Annotated in this window: 13 protein-coding genes; 6 read left to right on the top strand and 7 right to left on the bottom strand. The window is 57.2% G+C overall.

The features are described 5' to 3' along the window. Positions 1 to 190 precede the first annotated feature (190 nt). The 4 genes from rplM to sspB all read left to right on the top strand — a co-directional run bounded on the left by rplM (position 191) and on the right by sspB (position 2,477). Complete coding sequence (rplM, locus tag V1587_RS00395) at positions 191 to 619, top strand: 50S ribosomal protein L13 (protein WP_003860434.1); 429 nt, start codon at positions 191 to 193, stop codon at positions 617 to 619. Between the two features lie 15 nt (positions 620 to 634). Next, a complete protein-coding gene (gene rpsI, locus V1587_RS00390) occupies positions 635 to 1,027 on the top strand; it encodes a 30S ribosomal protein S9 (protein WP_003860436.1) in 393 nt (130 codons plus the stop codon). A 308-nt stretch (positions 1,028 to 1,335) separates the two neighbouring features. Then, positions 1,336 to 1,974, top strand: coding sequence for a stringent starvation protein SspA (sspA, locus tag V1587_RS00385; RefSeq protein WP_014885418.1), 639 nt, complete (start codon positions 1,336 to 1,338; stop codon positions 1,972 to 1,974). Positions 1,975 to 1,979: 5 nt separating this feature from the next. After that, positions 1,980 to 2,477: a ClpXP protease specificity-enhancing factor gene (gene sspB / locus V1587_RS00380; protein WP_024906337.1), complete on the top strand. Its 498-nt coding sequence runs from the start codon at positions 1,980 to 1,982 to the stop codon at positions 2,475 to 2,477. Positions 2,478 to 2,506: 29 nt separating this feature from the next. Here the strand turns inward: sspB and gltD are convergent, their stop codons facing one another. Beyond that, positions 2,507 to 3,925, bottom strand: coding sequence for a glutamate synthase subunit GltD (gene gltD / locus V1587_RS00375; RefSeq protein WP_371899198.1), 1,419 nt, complete (start codon positions 3,923 to 3,925; stop codon positions 2,507 to 2,509). A gap of 9 nt (positions 3,926 to 3,934) precedes the next feature. After that, the gene (gltB, locus tag V1587_RS00370; protein WP_371899197.1) at positions 3,935 to 8,395 is read right to left on the bottom strand and encodes a glutamate synthase large subunit; all 4,461 of its coding nucleotides are present in this window, start codon (positions 8,393 to 8,395) and stop codon (positions 3,935 to 3,937) included. A gap of 687 nt (positions 8,396 to 9,082) precedes the next feature. Between gltB and V1587_RS00365 the strand changes: the two genes are divergently transcribed. Further along, entirely contained in the window at positions 9,083 to 10,024 is a 942-nt protein-coding gene (locus tag V1587_RS00365) for a TIGR01212 family radical SAM protein (RefSeq protein WP_371899221.1), read from the top strand. Here the strand turns inward: V1587_RS00365 and V1587_RS00360 are convergent. Next, positions 10,004 to 11,506 carry a helicase HerA-like C-terminal domain-containing protein gene (locus V1587_RS00360; RefSeq protein ID WP_395314484.1) on the bottom strand — a complete coding sequence of 501 codons (1,503 nt, stop codon included), beginning with the start codon at positions 11,504 to 11,506 and terminating at the stop codon, positions 10,004 to 10,006. The two genes, V1587_RS00365 and V1587_RS00360, sit on opposite strands and share 21 nt — an antisense overlap. A gap of 137 nt (positions 11,507 to 11,643) precedes the next feature. Here V1587_RS00360 and V1587_RS00355 point away from each other — a divergent pair, with 137 nt between their 5' ends. Then, positions 11,644 to 13,290, top strand: coding sequence for a dihydroxyacetone kinase subunit DhaK (locus V1587_RS00355; RefSeq protein WP_371899195.1), 1,647 nt, complete (start codon positions 11,644 to 11,646; stop codon positions 13,288 to 13,290). Between the two features lie 92 nt (positions 13,291 to 13,382). On the opposite strand, the gene V1587_RS00350 is transcribed toward V1587_RS00355, so the two are convergent. The 4 genes from V1587_RS00350 to holC all read right to left on the bottom strand — a co-directional run bounded on the left by V1587_RS00350 (position 13,383) and on the right by holC (position 18,411). Further along, positions 13,383 to 14,402 carry an NAD(P)-dependent alcohol dehydrogenase gene (locus tag V1587_RS00350; protein WP_371899194.1) on the bottom strand — a complete coding sequence of 340 codons (1,020 nt, stop codon included), beginning with the start codon at positions 14,400 to 14,402 and terminating at the stop codon, positions 13,383 to 13,385. Between the two features lie 83 nt (positions 14,403 to 14,485). Further along, positions 14,486 to 14,989 carry a GNAT family N-acetyltransferase gene (locus V1587_RS00345; RefSeq protein ID WP_198886065.1) on the bottom strand — a complete coding sequence of 168 codons (504 nt, stop codon included), beginning with the start codon at positions 14,987 to 14,989 and terminating at the stop codon, positions 14,486 to 14,488. A 123-nt stretch (positions 14,990 to 15,112) separates the two neighbouring features. After that, on the bottom strand, positions 15,113 to 17,968 hold the full coding sequence (locus V1587_RS00340; RefSeq protein WP_371899193.1) for a valine--tRNA ligase: 2,856 nt from the start codon (positions 17,966 to 17,968) through the stop codon (positions 15,113 to 15,115). Beyond that, positions 17,968 to 18,411, bottom strand: a complete 444-nt coding sequence (holC, locus tag V1587_RS00335; RefSeq protein ID WP_008502815.1) for a DNA polymerase III subunit chi — start codon at positions 18,409 to 18,411, stop codon at positions 17,968 to 17,970. The genes V1587_RS00340 and holC overlap by 1 nt, the downstream gene beginning before the upstream one ends. Between the last annotated feature and the right edge of the window lie 104 nt (positions 18,412 to 18,515).

Raw genomic sequence — 18,515 nt, 5'->3', positions numbered from 1 at the left:
GATCTTTGACCTCAACTTCTCTATAATCTTGCGACCCCACGTTACGAGAAGGTTTTTTTCCCGAAACTTTCTATGTGTCGGCATGTGCTATTCGAAGGGGTAGGTTTGCCGGACTTTGTCGTGTGAACCTCAACTGACTAAACGTTTGGGTGTTCACCAACGTGTAACTTATTATTTGGGTAAGCTTTTAATGAAAACTTTTACAGCTAAACCAGAAACCGTACAGCGCGACTGGTATGTTGTTGACGCGACCGGTAAAACTCTGGGCCGTCTGGCTACTGAACTGGCTCGTCGCCTGCGCGGTAAGCATAAAGCGGAATACACTCCGCACGTTGATACCGGTGATTACATCATCGTTCTGAACGCTGATAAAGTTGCTGTAACCGGCAACAAGCGTACTGACAAAATGTATTACCACCACACCGGCCACATCGGTGGTATCAAAGAAGCGACCTTTGAAGAGATGATTGCCCGCCGTCCTGAGCGTGTGATTGAAATCGCGGTTAAAGGCATGCTGCCAAAAGGCCCGCTGGGTCGTGCTATGTTCCGTAAACTGAAAGTTTACGCAGGCAACGAGCACAACCACGCGGCACAGCAACCGCAAGTTCTTGACATCTAATCGGGATTATAGGCAATGGCTGAAAATCAATACTACGGCACTGGTCGCCGCAAAAGTTCCGCAGCTCGCGTTTTCATCAAACCGGGCAGTGGTAAAATCGTAATCAACCAGCGTTCTCTGGAACAATACTTCGGTCGCGAAACTGCCCGCATGGTAGTTCGCCAGCCGCTGGAACTGGTTGACATGGTAGAAAAACTGGATCTGTACATCACCGTTAAAGGTGGTGGTATCTCCGGTCAGGCAGGTGCGATCCGTCACGGTATCACCCGCGCTCTGATGGAGTACGACGAATCCCTGCGTTCTGAACTGCGTAAAGCTGGCTTCGTTACTCGTGACGCGCGTCAGGTTGAACGTAAGAAAGTGGGTCTGCGTAAAGCACGTCGTCGTCCACAGTTCTCCAAACGTTAATCCATTCTGCTTACGCAGAACGATTGGCGAAAAACCCGCTTCGGCGGGTTTTTTTATGGATAATGCGCAGGTTATCCACAATCTCCGTGCATATATCTTCTCTTTTTCCACATTTCCAGAATCCCCTCACCACAAAGCCATCAAAATCTGGTAAACTATCATCCAATTTTCTGCCCAAATATCGGTGAATACTCGATTTTTGTTCGATTCTTGAACAATGTGTTTTCTCTGGGATGGGCGATACAACATCTGGCTGGCCCCTGTTGGGCTGGTAGCAGTAAAAATTCTGAATATACCTGGAGGTTTTCATGGCTGTCGCTGCCAACAAACGTTCGGTAATGACGCTGTTTTCTGGTCCTACTGACATTTATAGCCATCAGGTTCGTATCGTGCTGGCCGAGAAGGGTGTCAGTTTTGAGATCGAGCATGTGGAAAAGGATAACCCGCCTCAGGATCTGATCGATCTCAACCCGAGCCAAAGCGTACCGACGCTGGTGGATCGCGAGCTGACCCTGTGGGAATCCCGTATCATTATGGAATATCTGGATGAGCGTTTCCCGCATCCGCCACTGATGCCTGTTTACCCTGTCGCGCGTGGTGAAAGCCGCCTGTACATGCAGCGTATCGAAAAAGACTGGTACTCGCTGATGAACGTGATTACCAGCGGTTCCGCTTCTGAAGCTGACGCTGCACGTAAGCAACTGCGTGAAGAGCTGCTGGCAATCGCCCCTGTGTTTGGTCAGAAACCATTCTTCCTGAGCGATGAGTTCAGCCTGGTGGACTGCTACCTGGCACCGCTGCTGTGGCGTCTGCCAACCCTGGGCGTAGAGTTCAGCGGTCCTGGCGCGAAAGAACTGAAAGGCTATATGACTCGCGTATTTGAACGCGACTCTTTCCTGGCATCTTTAACTGAACCGGAACGTGAAATGCGTCTCGGCCGAGGCTAATGACTGTGGAAATGTCACAACTTACCCCACGCCGTCCGTATCTGCTGCGCGCCTTCTATGAATGGCTGCTGGATAACCAGCTCACGCCGCACCTGGTTGTGGATGTGACGTTGCCGGGCGTGCTGGTTCCGATGGAATACGCGCGTGACGGACAGATCGTACTGAACATTGCGCCGCGTGCGGTAGGTAATCTGGAGCTGGCAAACGATGAAGTGCGCTTCAACGCGCGTTTCGGCGGCGTGCCGCGTCAGGTTTCCGTACCTCTGGCAGCCGTGCTGGCTATCTACGCGCGTGAAAACGGTGCGGGTACCATGTTCGAGCCGGAAGCGGCGTATGATGAAGATGTTGCCAGCCTGAATGATGACAACGCATCTGATGAGCGCGAAAGCGACACGGTGATGTCACTTATCGATGGCGATAAACCCGATCATCACGACGACAATGACCCTGATGACGATCCGCCTCCGCGCGGTGGTCGTCCGGCTCTTCGCGTCGTGAAATAAAAAAACAGGCCCAATCGGGCCTGTTTTTTTTACACTTCCAGGTAGTTCAGGATCCCTTCAGCCGCCTTGCGGCCTTCGGCAATCGCCGTCACCACCAGGTCAGAACCGCGAACGATATCGCCACCGGCGAATATTTTCGGGTTACTGGTCTGGAACGCATTATCGCTGCCTTCTGGCGCGATTACGCGGCCCTGCGAATCCAGCTCAACGCTGTGCTTCGCCAGCCACTCCATGCTGTGAGGACGGAAACCGAACGCCATCACCACGGCGTCGGCTGGGATCACGTGTTCAGAGCCCGCCACGATTTCCGCACGACGACGGCCTTTCGCATCCGGTGCGCCCATCTCGGTACGCGCCATCTTCACGCCGCTCACTTTACCGTTGGCATTCACTTCAATACCCAGAGGCTGGATGTTGAACTGGAACTCCACGCCCTCTTCACGCGCGTTTTTCACTTCGCGCTTAGAGCCCGGCATGTTCTCTTCGTCACGACGGTAGGCGCAGATCACGTGTGCCGCATTCTGACGAATGGAGGTACGCACGCAGTCCATCGCGGTATCACCGCCGCCCAGCACCACCACGCGTTTGCCTTCCATGCTGACGAACGGCTCATCGGCGGTTTCACCGTAGCCCATGATCTGCTTGGTGTTAGCGATCAGGAACGGCAGCGCGTCGTATACGCCCGGCGCGTCTTCGTTCTCCAGACCACCGCGCATGGACTGATAGGTGCCCACGCCCAGGAACACGGCATCGTAATCCTTCAGCAGGTCGTCGAGCTGCACGTCGCGGCCCACTTCCACGTTCAGTTTGAACTCAATGCCCATGCCGGTGAAGATTTCACGGCGACGGGTCATGACCTCTTTTTCCAGCTTGAAGGCCGGGATACCGAAGGTCAGCAGACCGCCGATCTCCGGATGACGGTCAAAGACCACCGCCTTTACGCCGTTGCGTGTCAGCACGTCCGCACAGGCCAGGCCCGCCGGACCCGCGCCGATAATCGCCACGCGCTTGTCGGTTTGCTTCACGCCGGTCATGTCCGGACGCCAGCCCATCTCAAACGCTTTATCGTTGATGTAGCGCTCGATGTTGCCGATGGTCACCGCGCCAAACTCGTCGTTCAGCGTACAGGAACCTTCGCACAGACGGTCCTGAGGACACACGCGGCCGCACACTTCCGGCAGGGTGTTGGTCTGGTGAGAGAGCTCGGCGGCTTCAAAAATACGTCCTTCGTTGGCCAGCTTCAGCCAGTTCGGGATGTAGTTGTGTACCGGACATTTCCATTCGCAGTAAGGGTTACCGCAGGACAGGCAGCGGTCCGCCTGTGCTTTGGCCTGGCCTTCTGAAAACGGCTCGTAGATTTCAACAAATTCAATTTTGCGGATCTTCAGCGGTTTCTTTGGCGGATCAACACGCTGCAGGTCGATAAACTGGTATACGTTCTGGCTCATCTGAATTCCTTACTGCGCCTGCACGCGCAGCTCTGCTGCGCTACGACTACGGTGACCCAACAGGGCTTTAACATCGCTGGACTTCGGCTTAACCAGCGCGAATTTCGCAGAGAACGCTGGCCAGTTCGCCAGGATCTCTTCGCCGCGCGAAGAACCGGTATGCTGCACGTGTTCGGTAATCAAACCGCGCAGGTGTTCTTCGTGAATGGCCAGCGTATCAACGTCCAGCACTTCCACCAGCTCCGGGTTCACGCGTTTGCGGAACTCACCGTCTTCATCCAGGACGTAGGCAAAACCGCCCGTCATGCCTGCGCCGAAGTTCACGCCGGTTTTACCCAGAACGCAAACAATCCCGCCCGTCATGTATTCACAACCGTTATCGCCAATGCCTTCCACCACGGTGATAGCACCGGAGTTACGCACCGCAAAACGCTCGCCCGCACGGCCTGCTGCGAACAGACGACCGCCGGTCGCGCCGTACAGGCAGGTGTTACCGATGATGCTGGCTTCATGGCTGCGGAAGGCTGAGCCGACCGGAGGACGCACCGCCAGCAGACCGCCCGCCATGCCTTTGCCGACGTAGTCGTTGGCATCGCCGGTCAGGTACAGCTCAACGCCGCCTGCGTTCCACACGCCGAAGCTCTGACCCGCGGTACCGCTGAAGTGCGCGGTGATCGGATCCGCTGCCAGCCCCTGGTCACCGTGCGTTTGCGCGATATAACCGGAGAGGGAGGCACCCACGGAGCGGTCAGTGTTGCGGATATCAAACCAGAACGTTTTGCTCTGCTTGTCATCCACGTACGGCTTCGCCTGCTGCAGCAGCTGCGCGTTCAGCACGCCGTTATCGAACGGCGGGTTGTTCTCGGTGCAGTAGACCGCTTTGCCAGGATGCGGCTGCGCGGTTTCCAGCAGCTTGCTCAACTCCAGCTTCTGCTGCTTGGCGGTGAAGCCTTCCAGCTCTTTCAGCAGGTCGGTTCGGCCAATCAGGTCTACCAGACGCTTCACGCCCAGCTGCGCCATCAGCTCGCGGGTTTCACGGGCGATGAACTCAAAGTAGTTAGTTACTTTGAACGGCAGGCCGTGATAGTGGTTCTTACGCAGCTTCTCGTCCTGGGTTGCAACGCCGGTTGCGCAGTTGTTCAGGTGGCAAATACGCAGGTATTTACAGCCCAGCGCGACCATTGGACCGGTACCGAAGCCGAAGCTTTCCGCGCCGAGGATCGCCGCCTTGATGATGTCGAGGCCGGTTTTCAGGCCACCGTCCACCTGCAGGCGGATCTTGTGGCGCAGACCGTTAGCCACCAGCGCCTGCTGGGTTTCCACCAGGCCAAGCTCCCACGGACAGCCCGCATATTTCACGGAGGAGAGCGGGCTTGCACCGGTACCGCCGTCGTAGCCTGCGATGGTGATAAGGTCCGCATAGGCCTTCGCCACGCCGGTCGCGATGGTGCCGACGCCCGGTTCGGAAACCAGCTTCACGGAGATCATCGCCTTCGGGTTGACCTGCTTCAGGTCGAAAATCAGCTGCGCCAGGTCCTCGATAGAGTAGATATCGTGGTGCGGTGGCGGGGAGATCAGCGTCACGCCAGGTACCGAGTAGCGCAGTTTGGCGATGTACGGCGTGACTTTATCACCCGGTAACTGACCGCCTTCGCCCGGTTTCGCACCCTGAGCGACCTTAATCTGAATCACGTCGGCGTTGACCAGGTACGCTGGCGTTACGCCAAAGCGGCCGGATGCCACCTGCTTGATACGGGACACCTTGTTGGTGCCGTAGCGCGCCGGATCTTCACCGCCTTCGCCGGAGTTAGAGTTGCCGCCGATGCTGTTCATGGCTTCCGCCAGCGCTTCGTGGGCTTCAGGGCTCAGCGCACCGATGGACATCGCCGCGGTATCGAAGCGTTTGAACAGTTCGGATGCCGGTTCAACTTCGTCAATGCTGACCGCTTCATCACCCGGATTCAGGGCAATGAGGTCGCGCAGCGTTGCCGCCGGACGGTTGTTCACCAGCTCAGCATACTGCTGATAATCACGGTATTCGCCGCTCTGAACCGCCTGCTGCAGCGTGCGCACCACGTCCGGGTTGTAGGCATGATACTCGCCGCCGTGAACGTATTTCAGCAGACCGCCCTGATCCAGCGGCTTACGTGCCAGCCAGGCGCGTTTGGACAGGTTCACCAGATCCTGCTGGAAGTCAGCAAAACCGGCGCCGCCGATGCGGCTGACCACGCCCTGGAAGCAGAGGTTGGCGACCTCGTCATGCAGGCCGACCGCTTCAAACAGCTTCGAGCAGCGGTAGGAGGCAATGGTCGAGATGCCCATTTTGGACATGATCTTGTACAGACCTTTGTTGATGCCGTTGCGGTAGTTCAGCATCACCGCGCGGTAATCTTTGTCGATCGCGCGGGTATCCACCAGACGGGCCAGCGTTTCGTAGGCCAGGTACGGGTAGATCGCCGTCGCACCGAAGCCCAGCAGCACGGCAAAGTGGTGCGGATCGCGGGCGCTGGCGGTTTCAACAATGATGTTGGCGTCGCAGCGCAGGCTCTTATCGACCAGACGCGTCTGGATAGCGCCAACCGCCATCGGGGCAGGTACCGGCAGACGGTTTTTCGCGATATTGCGGTCGGACAGCACCAGCAGAACGGTACCGTTACGCACCATCTGCTCGGCTTTGTCGCACAGCGCATTCACCGTCTCTTCAAGACTCGCTTCGTTCACGTCGAAAGTAATATCGAGCGTATCGGCGCGGTAGTGCTCCTCTTTCATGGTGGTGAGCTGTTTGAAATCGGAGTACAGCAGGATCGGCGATTTAAAGGTCAGACGGTGCGCCTGGCCTTCGGCCTCGCAGAAGACGTTCATCTCGCGACCGATGCTGGTGGCCAGCGACATCACGTGCGCTTCACGCAGCGGATCGATTGGCGGGTTAGTTACCTGCGCGAACTGCTGGCGGAAGTAGTCGTAAATGATGCGCGGCTGGCTGGAGAGCACGGCAAACGGGGTATCGTCACCCATCGAGCCGACCGCTTCCTGGCCGTTTTCACCGAGCACGCGGATGACAGAGTCCAGCTCTTCCGCGCTGTAGTTAAACTGCTTCTGGTAGCTTGCGAGGGTATCGTCGTCCAGCTCGCGGCTGCCCACTTCTTCGTCCGACAAATCTTCAAACGGCACCAGACGACGCACGTTCTTCTCCATCCACTCTTTGTACGGATGGCGGCTTTTCAGATCGTTGTCGGTTTCGGCGGAGTGCAGAATGCGCCCACCGCGGGTGTCGATAACCATCAGCTCGCCCGGACCGACGCGGCCTTTCTCGACCACTTCATCTGGCTGGTAATCCCAGATGCCGACTTCAGAGGCGCAGGTGATGAGTTTGTCTTTGGTGATGACGTAGCGCGCCGGACGCAGACCGTTACGGTCCAGGTTACAGGCGGCAAAACGGCCGTCGGACATGACGATGCCCGCCGGACCGTCCCACGGCTCCATGTGCATGGAGTTAAAGTCGAAGAACGCGCGCAGCTCAGGGTCCATATCCGGGTTGTTCTGCCAGGCCGGCGGCACGAGCAGACGCATAGCGCGCACGATATCCATCCCGCCCGCCAGCAGCAGTTCCAGCATGTTATCCATTGAGCTGGAGTCAGAGCCGGTTTCGTTCACGAACGGCGCGGCATCGTGCAGATCGGGGATCAGCGGGGTCTGGAATTTATAGGTACGGGCGCGGGCCCACTGCCGGTTACCGGTGATGGTGTTGATCTCGCCGTTGTGCGCCAGATAGCGGAACGGCTGAGCCAGCGGCCAGCGTGGAACGGTGTTGGTGGAGAAGCGCTGGTGGAACAGGCAAATGGCCGATTCCAGACGCAGGTCCGCCAGGTCCAGGTAGAAGCGCGGCAGGTCAGCCGGCATACACAGACCTTTATAGATGTTCACCAGGTTAGAGAGGCTACAGACGTAGAACTCTTTATCGTCCTGGAGACGTTTTTCAATGCGGCGGCGGGCAATAAACAGACGGCGTTCCATATCACGCGGACGCCAGCCCGCAGGCGCGTTGACGAAAATCTGTTCAATGCGAGGCAGCGAGGAGAGGGCGATTTCACCGAGCACCCCTTCGTTGGTTGGCACATCGCGCCAGCCGACAATCGATAGGGTTTCACGCTGAAGTTCTTCTTCGACGATGCGGCGTGAGGCGGCAGCCTTTTCAGGATCCTGATTCAGGAACAGCATGCCGACAGCGTAGTTTTTGGCTAAACGCCAGCCGCGCTCTTCCGCCACGATGCGGAAGAAACGATCCGGTTTTTGCAGCAGCAGGCCGCAACCGTCGCCGGTTTTACCATCGGCAAGGATGGCGCCACGGTGCTGCATACGGGCCAGTGCGTGAATAGCAGTACGCACTACCTTGTGGCTAGGTTCGCCTTCTATGTGGGCGATCAGGCCGAAACCACAGTTATCCTTCTCAAGGGATTTATCGTACAACATATCAGTGAACCTCCCCAGGCTCGTCGGGCTTCCCACTGAACTTTACCGTGGCGCACAGGCACAGAAAGAGCATGGCGACGGGGTTTGCGTTTCATACGCGGACCTCGCATTCGCCCTCTTTTTCATCCTTTCGCGCAGGTAAACAAGTTTGAGGACTTGCTTCAGAGGGAATCTCAATTACTGCATAAATATGATGAGCAGGCCGCTCATCCAGAAAGCTTCCAGCGGATTTCCAACTTATCGGGAATTGGTACACAGGTCAAATGGCAATCTTATTTATACAAAAATGTGCTAAAGAGAGATTATCTGGTTGTATTTAAAGGGGATTTAACTAATTTTACATTGATTGAATGCCCTGGCAGGACGCAGCGGAGTGTGATCTGACTCACTATATGAAAGCGGTATTATCAATGCAGCGTGCTGAATAGCAGTTTTATAGCAGAACAATAATCTGGCATTGACTTCAAACCCGTATAAAGACACTGTTTTTCAGTGGTGGCGCTATAAATGAAAAAAACAATCAGAACATAAGGAAAAGTAATCACATGTGGCGTGAATGAAATTGCAGTAATCCTGAGTATTTATTCATATAGATAAAGGCCGTCCAGGGCGATTGATCCAGGTCATCGCCGACAGAGGCTAAAAATGGCAGGCTTGTCCCCTTTCTCCGGGACGGTCTATCAGATTATGCAGTTACAGAAATTAGTCAATATGTTTGGTGGGGATCTTTTGCAGCGGTACGGGCAAAAGGTTCATAAGCTGACGCTGCACGGCGGGTTTAGCTGCCCGAATCGCGACGGCACCATCGGGCGCGGCGGCTGCACCTTCTGTAACGTCGCGTCGTTTGCCGATGAAGCGCAGCAGCACCATTCTATCGCTGAGCAGCTTGCCCGTCAGGCCAGTCTGGTGAACCGTGCGAAGCAGTATCTGGCCTATTTTCAGGCTTACACCAGCACGTGGGCGGAGGTACAGGTATTGCGTTCGATGTATCAGCAGGCCGTCAGCCAGGCCAACATCGTTGGGCTGTGCGTAGGAACCCGCCCGGACTGCGTGCCGGACGCGGTGCTGGACCTGCTCTGCGAGTACAAAGAACAAGGCTACGAGATCTGGCTGGAGCTGGGCTTGCAAACCGCACACGACAAAACGCTGCACCGTATTAATCGTGGGCATGATTTCGCCTGCTACCAGCGCACCACGCGGCTGGCCCGCGAGCGCGGGCTGAAGGTCTGTTCACATCTGATTGTCGGTCTGCCCGGAGAAGGTCAACAGCATGGCCTTGAAACGCTGGAAAGGGTAGTTGAAACCGGGGTGGACGGTATCAAGCTGCATCCGCTGCATATCGTGCAGGGCAGCATTATGGCGAAAGCCTGGGAGGCCGGGCGGTTAAGCGGTATCGATCTTGAGGACTATACGGTGACGGCGGGGGAGATGATTCGCCACACGCCGCCGGATATTGTCTTCCACCGCATCTCGGCCAGCGCCCGCCGTCCAACGCTTCTGGCACCGCTGTGGTGTGAGAACCGCTGGACGGGGATGGTGGAAATTGACCGCTATCTGCAGGAGAACGGCGTACAGGGTTCGGCGCTGGGCTGCCCGTGGGTTCCGCGTCTAGCGGCGACGGCCGCCTAACAAGCTCCCCAGCATGCCCCGCACGATCTGATTGGTGACCTGCCGGGCTGCGCTTTTCGCCATGGTCTGCACTACGCCGTCGCGCTTGCCGCCGCGCGGCCCGGTGCTGCCGAATAGAATGTCTTTGAGCCCACCGAGAATGCCGTCATCCACGGCGACAGATTGCCCTTTAGCGGCAGGCGCATCCTGCGATTCCGTTGTCGACTGGACCCCTTTTTGCAGCATCTCGAACGCGGACTCGCGATCCACCTCGTCTTCGTATTTCCCGTAAACCGGAGAGTGGTTAATCAGGCCGTTGCGCTCATCGTCGGTCACCGGCCCCATACGCGAGCAAGGCGCGATCACCATGGCGCGTTCCACCACGGACGGGCTGCCCTTCGCATCCAGGAACGAGATCAGCGCTTCACCGGTGCCTAACGCCTGAATCGCCGCTTCGGTATCAAAGGCAGGATTGGCGCGCATGGTTTGCGCGGCGGCTTTCACCGCTTTCTGGTCTTTCGGCGTAAAGGCGCGCAGGGCATGCTGCACGCGGTTGCCGAGCTGCCCGAGCACGTTGTCGGGGATATCCGACGGGTTTTGCGAGACAAACCAGACGCCGACGCCTTTGGAGCGGATCAGGCGGATAACCTGTTCGATCTTATCCAGCAGGACCTGCGGCGCATCGTTAAACAGCAGATGCGCTTCGTCAAAGAAAAATACCAGCTTCGGTTTTTCCAGATCGCCCGCTTCGGGTAATTGTTCATAGAGCTCGGAGAGCATCCACAGCAGGCTGGCGGCGTAGAGTTTCGGCATCTGGTAGAGCTTCTCTGAGCTCAGGATATTAATAATGCCTTTGCCGCTGCTGTCGGTGCGCATCCAGTCTTTGATATCCAGCATCGGCTCGCCGAAGAAATGTTCAGCGCCCTGTTGCTCAAGCGTCAGCAGCCCGCGCTGAATAGCGCCCACCGAGGCGCTGCTGATGTTGCCGTACTGGTTCTGGAAGGATTTGGCGTTATCGCCGATGTACTGCGTAATGGCGCGCAGATCTTTGAAATCAAGGAGCAGTAGCCCCTGGTCATCGGCAATGCGGAAGATAATATTCAGCACGCCGGACTGCACGTCGTTGAGGTTAAGCAGACGGGCCAGCAGCAGCGGGCCGAGATCGGAGACGGTGGCGCGTACCGGATGGCCTTTTTCACCAAAGATATCCCACACCACCACCGGATTGCTATGCGGCGTCCAGTCCGTGATGCCAATATTCTTCAGCCGTTCGAGCAGTTTTTCAGAGGCCGTCCCTTCCTGAGCCACACCGGTTAAATCGCCTTTTACGTCAGCCATAAAGACCGGTACGCCAATCTCCGAAAGCGACTCCGCCAGCTTTTGCAGGGTGACGGTTTTCCCCGTCCCGGTCGCGCCGGTGATCAGACCGTGGCGGTTCGCCATCGCGGGCAGTAAATAGAGCTCTTTTTCCAGCGTCCGGGCAATTAACAATGGTGTACTCATGATGCGCTTCCTCTCTTAGTCCTGGGTGGAGTATAGGCAACCTGATAGCAATTTGGTTGAGTAAATTCCTGACTTTGCGGCGCATTATCCAGCGCGGACTATGCTTTTGCATACGGTTCACAAAATAGTGGGAAACTATGTCCAGATTCTTCTTTAACGATCGCAAACAGCTGGTCAACGATGCCATTGAAGGCATACTGCTTTCTGCGCCACATGCCAATCTCGTCAAGCTTGATATCGATCCGGCCATCAGGATCGTCGCACGCGGCGACTGGGACAAAAGCCGCGTGGCGGTGATTTCCGGCGGCGGCTCAGGCCACGAACCTGCGCACGCCGGGTTTGTCGGCAAAGGGATGCTGACGGCGGCCGTGTGCGGCGATCTGTTTGCTTCGCCGAGCGTGGATGCGGTGCTGAATGCCATTGTGGCGGTCACGGGCGATCGCGGCTGTCTGCTGATCGTCAAAAACTATACCGGCGACCGCCTGAACTTTGGCCTGGCGGCCGAAAAGGCCAAGCGCTACGGCCTGAAGGTAGAGATGGTGATTGTGGCAGACGATATCGCGCTGCCGGACAACAAGCAGCCGCGCGGTATTGCCGGCACGGCACTGGTGCACAAGATTGCGGGCTATGCGGCAGAGCAGGGGAAATCGCTGAGCGAGGTGCGGGATATTGCGCAACAGGCCTGCGATAACCTCTGGAGCCTGGGCGTGGCGATGCAAACGTGCAACCTGCCGGGCAGCGACGATGAAGAGGGGCGGATTAAGCAAGGCCATGTCGAGCTGGGCCTGGGCATTCACGGCGAGCCCGGGGCTTCCGTGGTGGATACGCAAAACAGCAAAGCCATTATCGACACCCTGGTGACGTCGTTAAGCGCGCAGGCGGGTGAGGGGCGTTTTGCGGTGCTGATTAACAATCTTGGCGGCGTATCGGCACTGGAGATGGCGCTGCTGACCAAAGAGCTGGCGCACTCGGCGCTGAAAGAGAATATCGCGTACCTGATTGGCCCTGCGCCGCTGGTCAGCGCGCTGGATATGAAAGGCTTTTCTCTGACGCTGCTGAAGCTAAACGATTTCTTCGAAAAGGCGATTCATGCCGACGTTGAGACGCTCGGCTGGCAGAAGCCCGTCGCATTTGCGCCACTGCGCACCGTGGCGCATAGCGCCATTCATGACCGTGTGGAGTATACCCCCTCTGACAATCCGCAGGTGCGTGCGTTTGTCTCCGCAGTGTCGGCAACGCTGATCCAGCTGGAAAACCGCCTGAACGCGCTGGATGCCAAAGTGGGTGATGGCGATACCGGCTCCACCTTTGCGCAAGGGGCGCGGGATATTGCGCAGCGCCTGGAGCAGAACACGCTCCCGCTTAATGACGTGCCTAAGCTGCTGCTGCTGGTTGGCGAGCGGTTGGCTACGGTGATGGGCGGGTCGAGCGGGGTACTGATGTCGATCTTCTTCACCGCGGCCGGGCAAAAGCTTCACGATGGTCAGATGCTCCCGGAGGCCTTGCTCAGCGGACTTGCGCAGATGAAGCAGTACGGCGGAGCGGATCTCGGCGATCGCACGCTGATCGATGCGCTGCAACCGGCGCTGCAGGCGTTGCAGAAAGGCGATATTCAGGCGGCAGCGCAGGCCGCGCAGCAGGGAGCAGAGGCAACGGCAAAAATGGCGAAAGCCGGCGCGGGACGCTCGTCGTATGTCAATAAAGAGAACCTGGATGGGGTGATGGATCCGGGAGCCGTGGCGGTGGCAGAGGTGTTTAAAGCCCTGGTAGAAGCAAAACGGTAACAACCGTTACCGTTTTTAGTTTTTACGCCCTCTCCCCGTGGGAGAGGGTTGGGGTGAAGGCATCAGGCCGTACATTCCCCGGAAATGTCACATCAAAAATCCGCTTTCAACACCACGCGGTAGCGGGCTTTGCCGTCGCGCACGTGCTGGATCGCTTCGTTGATTTTCGACATCGGATACAGTTCGGTGGTCGGCGCCACTTTGGTGCGTCCGGCGAATTTCATCAATTTGCGCAGCTCGAACGGCGTACCGGTTGCAGAACCGGATATGCTGCGATCCCCACCGATCAGGGTAAACGCCGGAACCGGCAGCGGCTTCATCACCGCACCCACGGTGTGGAAGTTACCGCCGTAGGCCAGCGCTTCAAAGTACGGCTGCCAGTCGAGATCGACGTTAACGGTGTTGATGATCAGGTCAAACTGGCCCGCCAGCGCGTTCAGCGCTTGCGGATCGCGGCTGTTCACCACTTTATCCGCCCCCATCGCCAGCACTTCTTTTTCTTTCGCCGGGTTCGAGCTGAACGCCGTGACTTCACAGCCCATCGCGTGCAGCAGCTTAATGGCAATATGCCCCAGTCCGCCGATACCGATGACGCCTACGCGGCTGGTGGCGGTGATATGGTGCATCAGCAGCGGTTTGAAGACGGTGATACCGCCGCACAGCAGCGGACCGGCGGACTCGATATCAATGCTGTCCGGCAGCGGGATGACCCATTGCCAGTCGGCGCGCAGTTTATCGGCAAAGCCGCCTTTGTTCAGAATGGTGGGAACGGCGCCTTCGAGGCAGTTGATCTGATTGCCGCTGATACAGGCATCGCAGTGACCACAGCTGCGTGCTGTCCAGCCAATGCCCACGCGCTGGCCCACTTTCAGCCCTTTGTCCTGCGCGGCACTACCGAGCGCCACGACGCGGCCAATGACTTCGTGCCCGGCAACCAGCGGATAGCTGGAGAAGCCCCATTCGTTATCGATCATCGAGAGATCCGAGTGGCAGATCCCGCAGTAATCAACCTGTACTTCGACGTCTTCTGCTTTTAGTTCGCCCGCATCGTACTCGTACAGCTCAAGTTCTGCACCCGCCTGCGGTGCGGCGTAGCTTTTTATCTTCGACATCGTGTTTCCCCCGTTATGGTGTGAACTGAGAGTGTAGAGCATTCAGTTTACAGCCGCTTAACAGAAGAGGGCAGGAACGAAAGTTACAGACTTTTCAGCATTCTGACTTCGCAATCAACGTGGCCGGTACAGCCCAGCGGCGCATCGATATGCTCAAAGCCCAGATGCTCATACAGGCCAATGGCCTCTTTGAGGAAGGCGGTCGTTTCAAGGTAGCAGCGGGTAAAACCCTGTTTGCGCGCGTGGTCCAGCGCAATCAGCGCCAGCTTTTTCGCCAGCCCTTGCCCGCGCGCCGTTGGCAGGAAATACATTTTCTGTAGTTCGCAGATATCAGGCTCGCTGCAGCTGAGGGGCGCGACACCGCCACCGCCCACAACCTGGCCGTTCTGCTCGATTACCCAGTAGGCATGCCCAGGCTGGCTGTAGAGCTGGAAAAGCTCGTCCAGATTCGGGTCGGCAACCGTGTAGCCTTTGTCAGCCGTCAGGCCATATTCAGCAGAAACGGTGCGAATAACGGCGGCGATAGCCGGGTTATCCTGCTCAGTGATCCGACGCATCGTCGTCGCGACGGGGGTAATCACGCTCATAGCATTACTCATTACAAAAATTGACACATAACTGCTGTTAATAGCACCGCAGAAGGGGGAGTGCAAGCGAGGAGTTTTCAGGAAGGTTACCCCTTACGCCCTGAAGCGTAAGGGGTAAAAGCATTACAGAGCGGCGATAACCGCCTGCTGCTCAATCAGCTTGGTCTTCGCATCGGCGAAAGCAACCAGACGCTCACGCTCTTTCGCGATGACCGCTTCCGGCGCGCGGGCAACAAAGCCTTCGTTCGCCAGTTTACTTTCGATTTTGCCAATTTCCACGTCGATTTTGGCCACTTCTTTCGCCAGACGAGCCAGCTCAGCGTCTTTGTCGATCAGGCCAGCCATCGGGATCAGCAGCTCGGCGCCGTCGATGATTTTGGTCACGGAAACCGGACCTTTGTCATCCGCAGGCAGCACGGTGATGCTTTCCAGACGCGCCATGGTTTTCAGGAATGTGTTGTTCTCGGTGACGCGACGAACAGCCGCTTCGCTGCAGCCACGCAGCAGCAACTCCAGCGGTTTGCCAGGGGCGATGTTCATTTCAGCACGGATGTTACGTACTGCAACGATCGCCTGCTTCAGCCACTCGGTATCCGCAGAGGCCGCTTCATCAACCTTAGCCGCATCGAATTCCGGGAACGGCTGCAGCATGATGGTATCGGCGTTGATGCCTGCAATCACCTTCACGCGCTGCCAGATGGTTTCGGTGATAAATGGAATAACCGGGTGCGCCAGGCGCAGCAGGCCTTCCAGAACGGTAATCAGCGTGTTGCGCGTGCCGCGCAGTTCCGCCTCAGTACCGCCGTTCATCACCGGCTTCGCCAGCTCAAGATACCAGTCGCAGAACTGGTTCCAGGTGAATTCATACAGGATGCCCGCCGCGATATCGAAGCGGTAGCTGTCCAGCGCCTCGCGGAACGCTTTCACGGTCTGGTTGAATTCCGCCAGGATCCAGCGGTCTGCCAGAGACAGCGTCATTTCGCCGCCGTTGAAGCCGCAGTCCTGATCTTCGGTGTTCATCAGCACGAAGCGGCTGGCGTTCCACAGCTTGTTACAGAAGTTACGGTAACCTTCCAGACGCTTCATATCCCAGTTGATGTCACGACCGGTTGAGGCCAGTGCCGCCAGGGTGAAGCGCAGGGCGTCGGTACCGTGGGACTCGATCCCGTTCGGGAACTGCTTCTCGGTACGCTTGCGGATTTTCTCCGCCAACTGCGGCTGCATCATGTTGCCGGTGCGTTTTTCCAGCAGATCTTCCAGAGAGATACCGTCAACCATGTCCAGCGGATCAATCACGTTCCCCTTGGACTTGGACATCTTCTGGCCTTCGTCGTCGCGGATCAGACCGGTCATATAGACGGTATGGAACGGAACCTGCGGCTTGCCGTCTTCGTCTTTGATGAAGTGCATGGTCATCATGATCATGCGGGCAATCCAGAAGAAGATAATGTCGAAGCCGGACACCATCACGCTGGTTGGGTGGAACTGACGCAGCGCGTCGGTGTTCTCAGGCCAGCCGAGGGTGGAGAAGGTCCACAGCGCGGAGGAGAACCAGGTGTCCAGCACGTCTTCGTCCTGACGCAGCGCAACGTCCGCGCTCAGGTTGTTTTCCTGACGCACTTCATCTTCGCTGCGGCCAACGTACACGTTGCCTTCGTTGTCGTACCATGCCGGGATACGGTGACCCCACCACAGCTGACGGGAGATACACCAGTCCTGAATATCGCGCATCCAGGAGAAGTACATGTTTTCGTACTGCTTCGGTACGAACTGGATGCTGCCGTTTTCAACCGCTTCCACAGCCGGTTTCGCCAGCACGTCGGCACGTACGTACCACTGGTCGGTCAGCATTGGCTCGATAACTACGCCACCACGGTCGCCGTACGGCACGGTCAGATCGTGAGGTTTGATCTCTTCCAGCAGGCCCAGTGCGTCAACGGCAGCCACAATCGCTTTACGCGCGGCAAAGCGTTCCAGCTTCTGGAACTCGGCCGGGATGTCGCTGGAATAAACGTCGGATTCGTTACCTTTGGTGTCGTACACTTCTGCGCTTTCGCGGATATCGCCGTCGAAGGTCAGAATGTTGATCATCGGCAGGGCGTGACGACGACCCACTTCATAGTCGTTGAAGTCGTGCGCCGGGGTGATTTTCACGCAGCCGGTGCCTTTTTCCATGTCGGCGTGTTCGTCGCCCACAATCGGAATACGGCGGTTTACCAGCGGCAGCACCACGAATTTGCCGATCAGATCTTTATAACGCGGATCTTCCGGGTTAACGGCCACGCCGGTATCGCCCAGCAGGGTTTCCGGACGGGTGGTAGCAACCACCAGGTAATCTTTACCGTCGGCGGTTTTTGCGCCATCGGCCAGCGGATAGCGGATGTGCCACATGGAGCCTTTAGACTCGCGGTTTTCCACTTCCAGGTCAGAGATGGCGGTACGCAGTTTCGGATCCCAGTTGACCAGGCGTTTGCCGCGGTAAATAAGGTCTTCTTTGTACAGGCGGACGAAGACTTCTTTCACGGCGTTGGAGAGGCCTTCATCCATGGTGAAGCGCTCGCGCTCCCAGTCCACGGAGTTGCCGAGACGGCGCATCTGACGGGTAATTGTGCCGCCGGATTCCGCTTTCCACTGCCAGATTTTGTCGATGAACGCGTCGCGACCGTAGTCGTGGCGGGTTTTTCCTTCTTCAGCGGCAATTTTACGCTCAACCACCATCTGGGTCGCGATACCCGCGTGGTCAGTCCCCGCCTGCCACAGAGTGTTTTTACCCTGCATGCGCTGGTAGCGGATCATGGTGTCCATGATGGTCTGCTGGAAAGCATGACCCATATGCAAACTGCCGGTGACGTTCGGCGGCGGGATCATGATGCAGAAGGACTCTTTGCTTTCGTCGCCGTTAGGCTTGAAATAGCCCTGCTGTTCCCAGTGCTCGTAAAGCGGCTGTTCGATATCGCGTGGGTTATATGTCTTTTCCATTATTTCCAGGTTGCCGTATTCAGGTTAAAACCAGCCAGGCGGTACGCTTTATAGCGTTCGCGCGCCAGTTGTTTCAAAGATTCTTCGTAAGGGACAAAGTCTACCACTTCTGTGAAAGCGGTGGCAAAATCTGCAAAATCTATCCGCAGGCTAATCAGAATATCGCGCGCGCTGCTGTTGCGCTTTTGCGGCCAGGCAATTTCAACCGGTGCTCCACCGCGCGGGCCTTCGCCCGACAGGTTATGCGGCACAAAACTCTCCGGCGGGCGCGCCCACAGCGCTTCATCAAGGCGAATGGCCTGCTGTTCATCTTCACAGGCAATCAGAACGCGTTTACCTGCGCGCCAACGTTCTGCGGCAATTTCACACACCAGCTGTTCGACGGCGCTGAGGCCATCCTGATGGGTGTCGTTGTCCAGAAGGTAGAACGTTGCATTCTTCATATATGGGGCTTCTTGTGCTCACTTTAAATGCTTAAGCCGGGTGGCGGCTTCGCCTTACCCGGCCTACAAAGGGGACCTTTCCCGTAGGCCCGGTAAGCGTAGCG

This window comes from Enterobacter sp. ECC-249, assembly GCF_043965265.1.
GTDB lineage: Bacteria > Pseudomonadota > Gammaproteobacteria > Enterobacterales > Enterobacteriaceae > Enterobacter > Enterobacter quasiroggenkampii.
The sequence above is the reverse complement of the archived record's forward strand: the minus strand, read 5'-3'. Positions and strand labels throughout refer to the sequence as shown.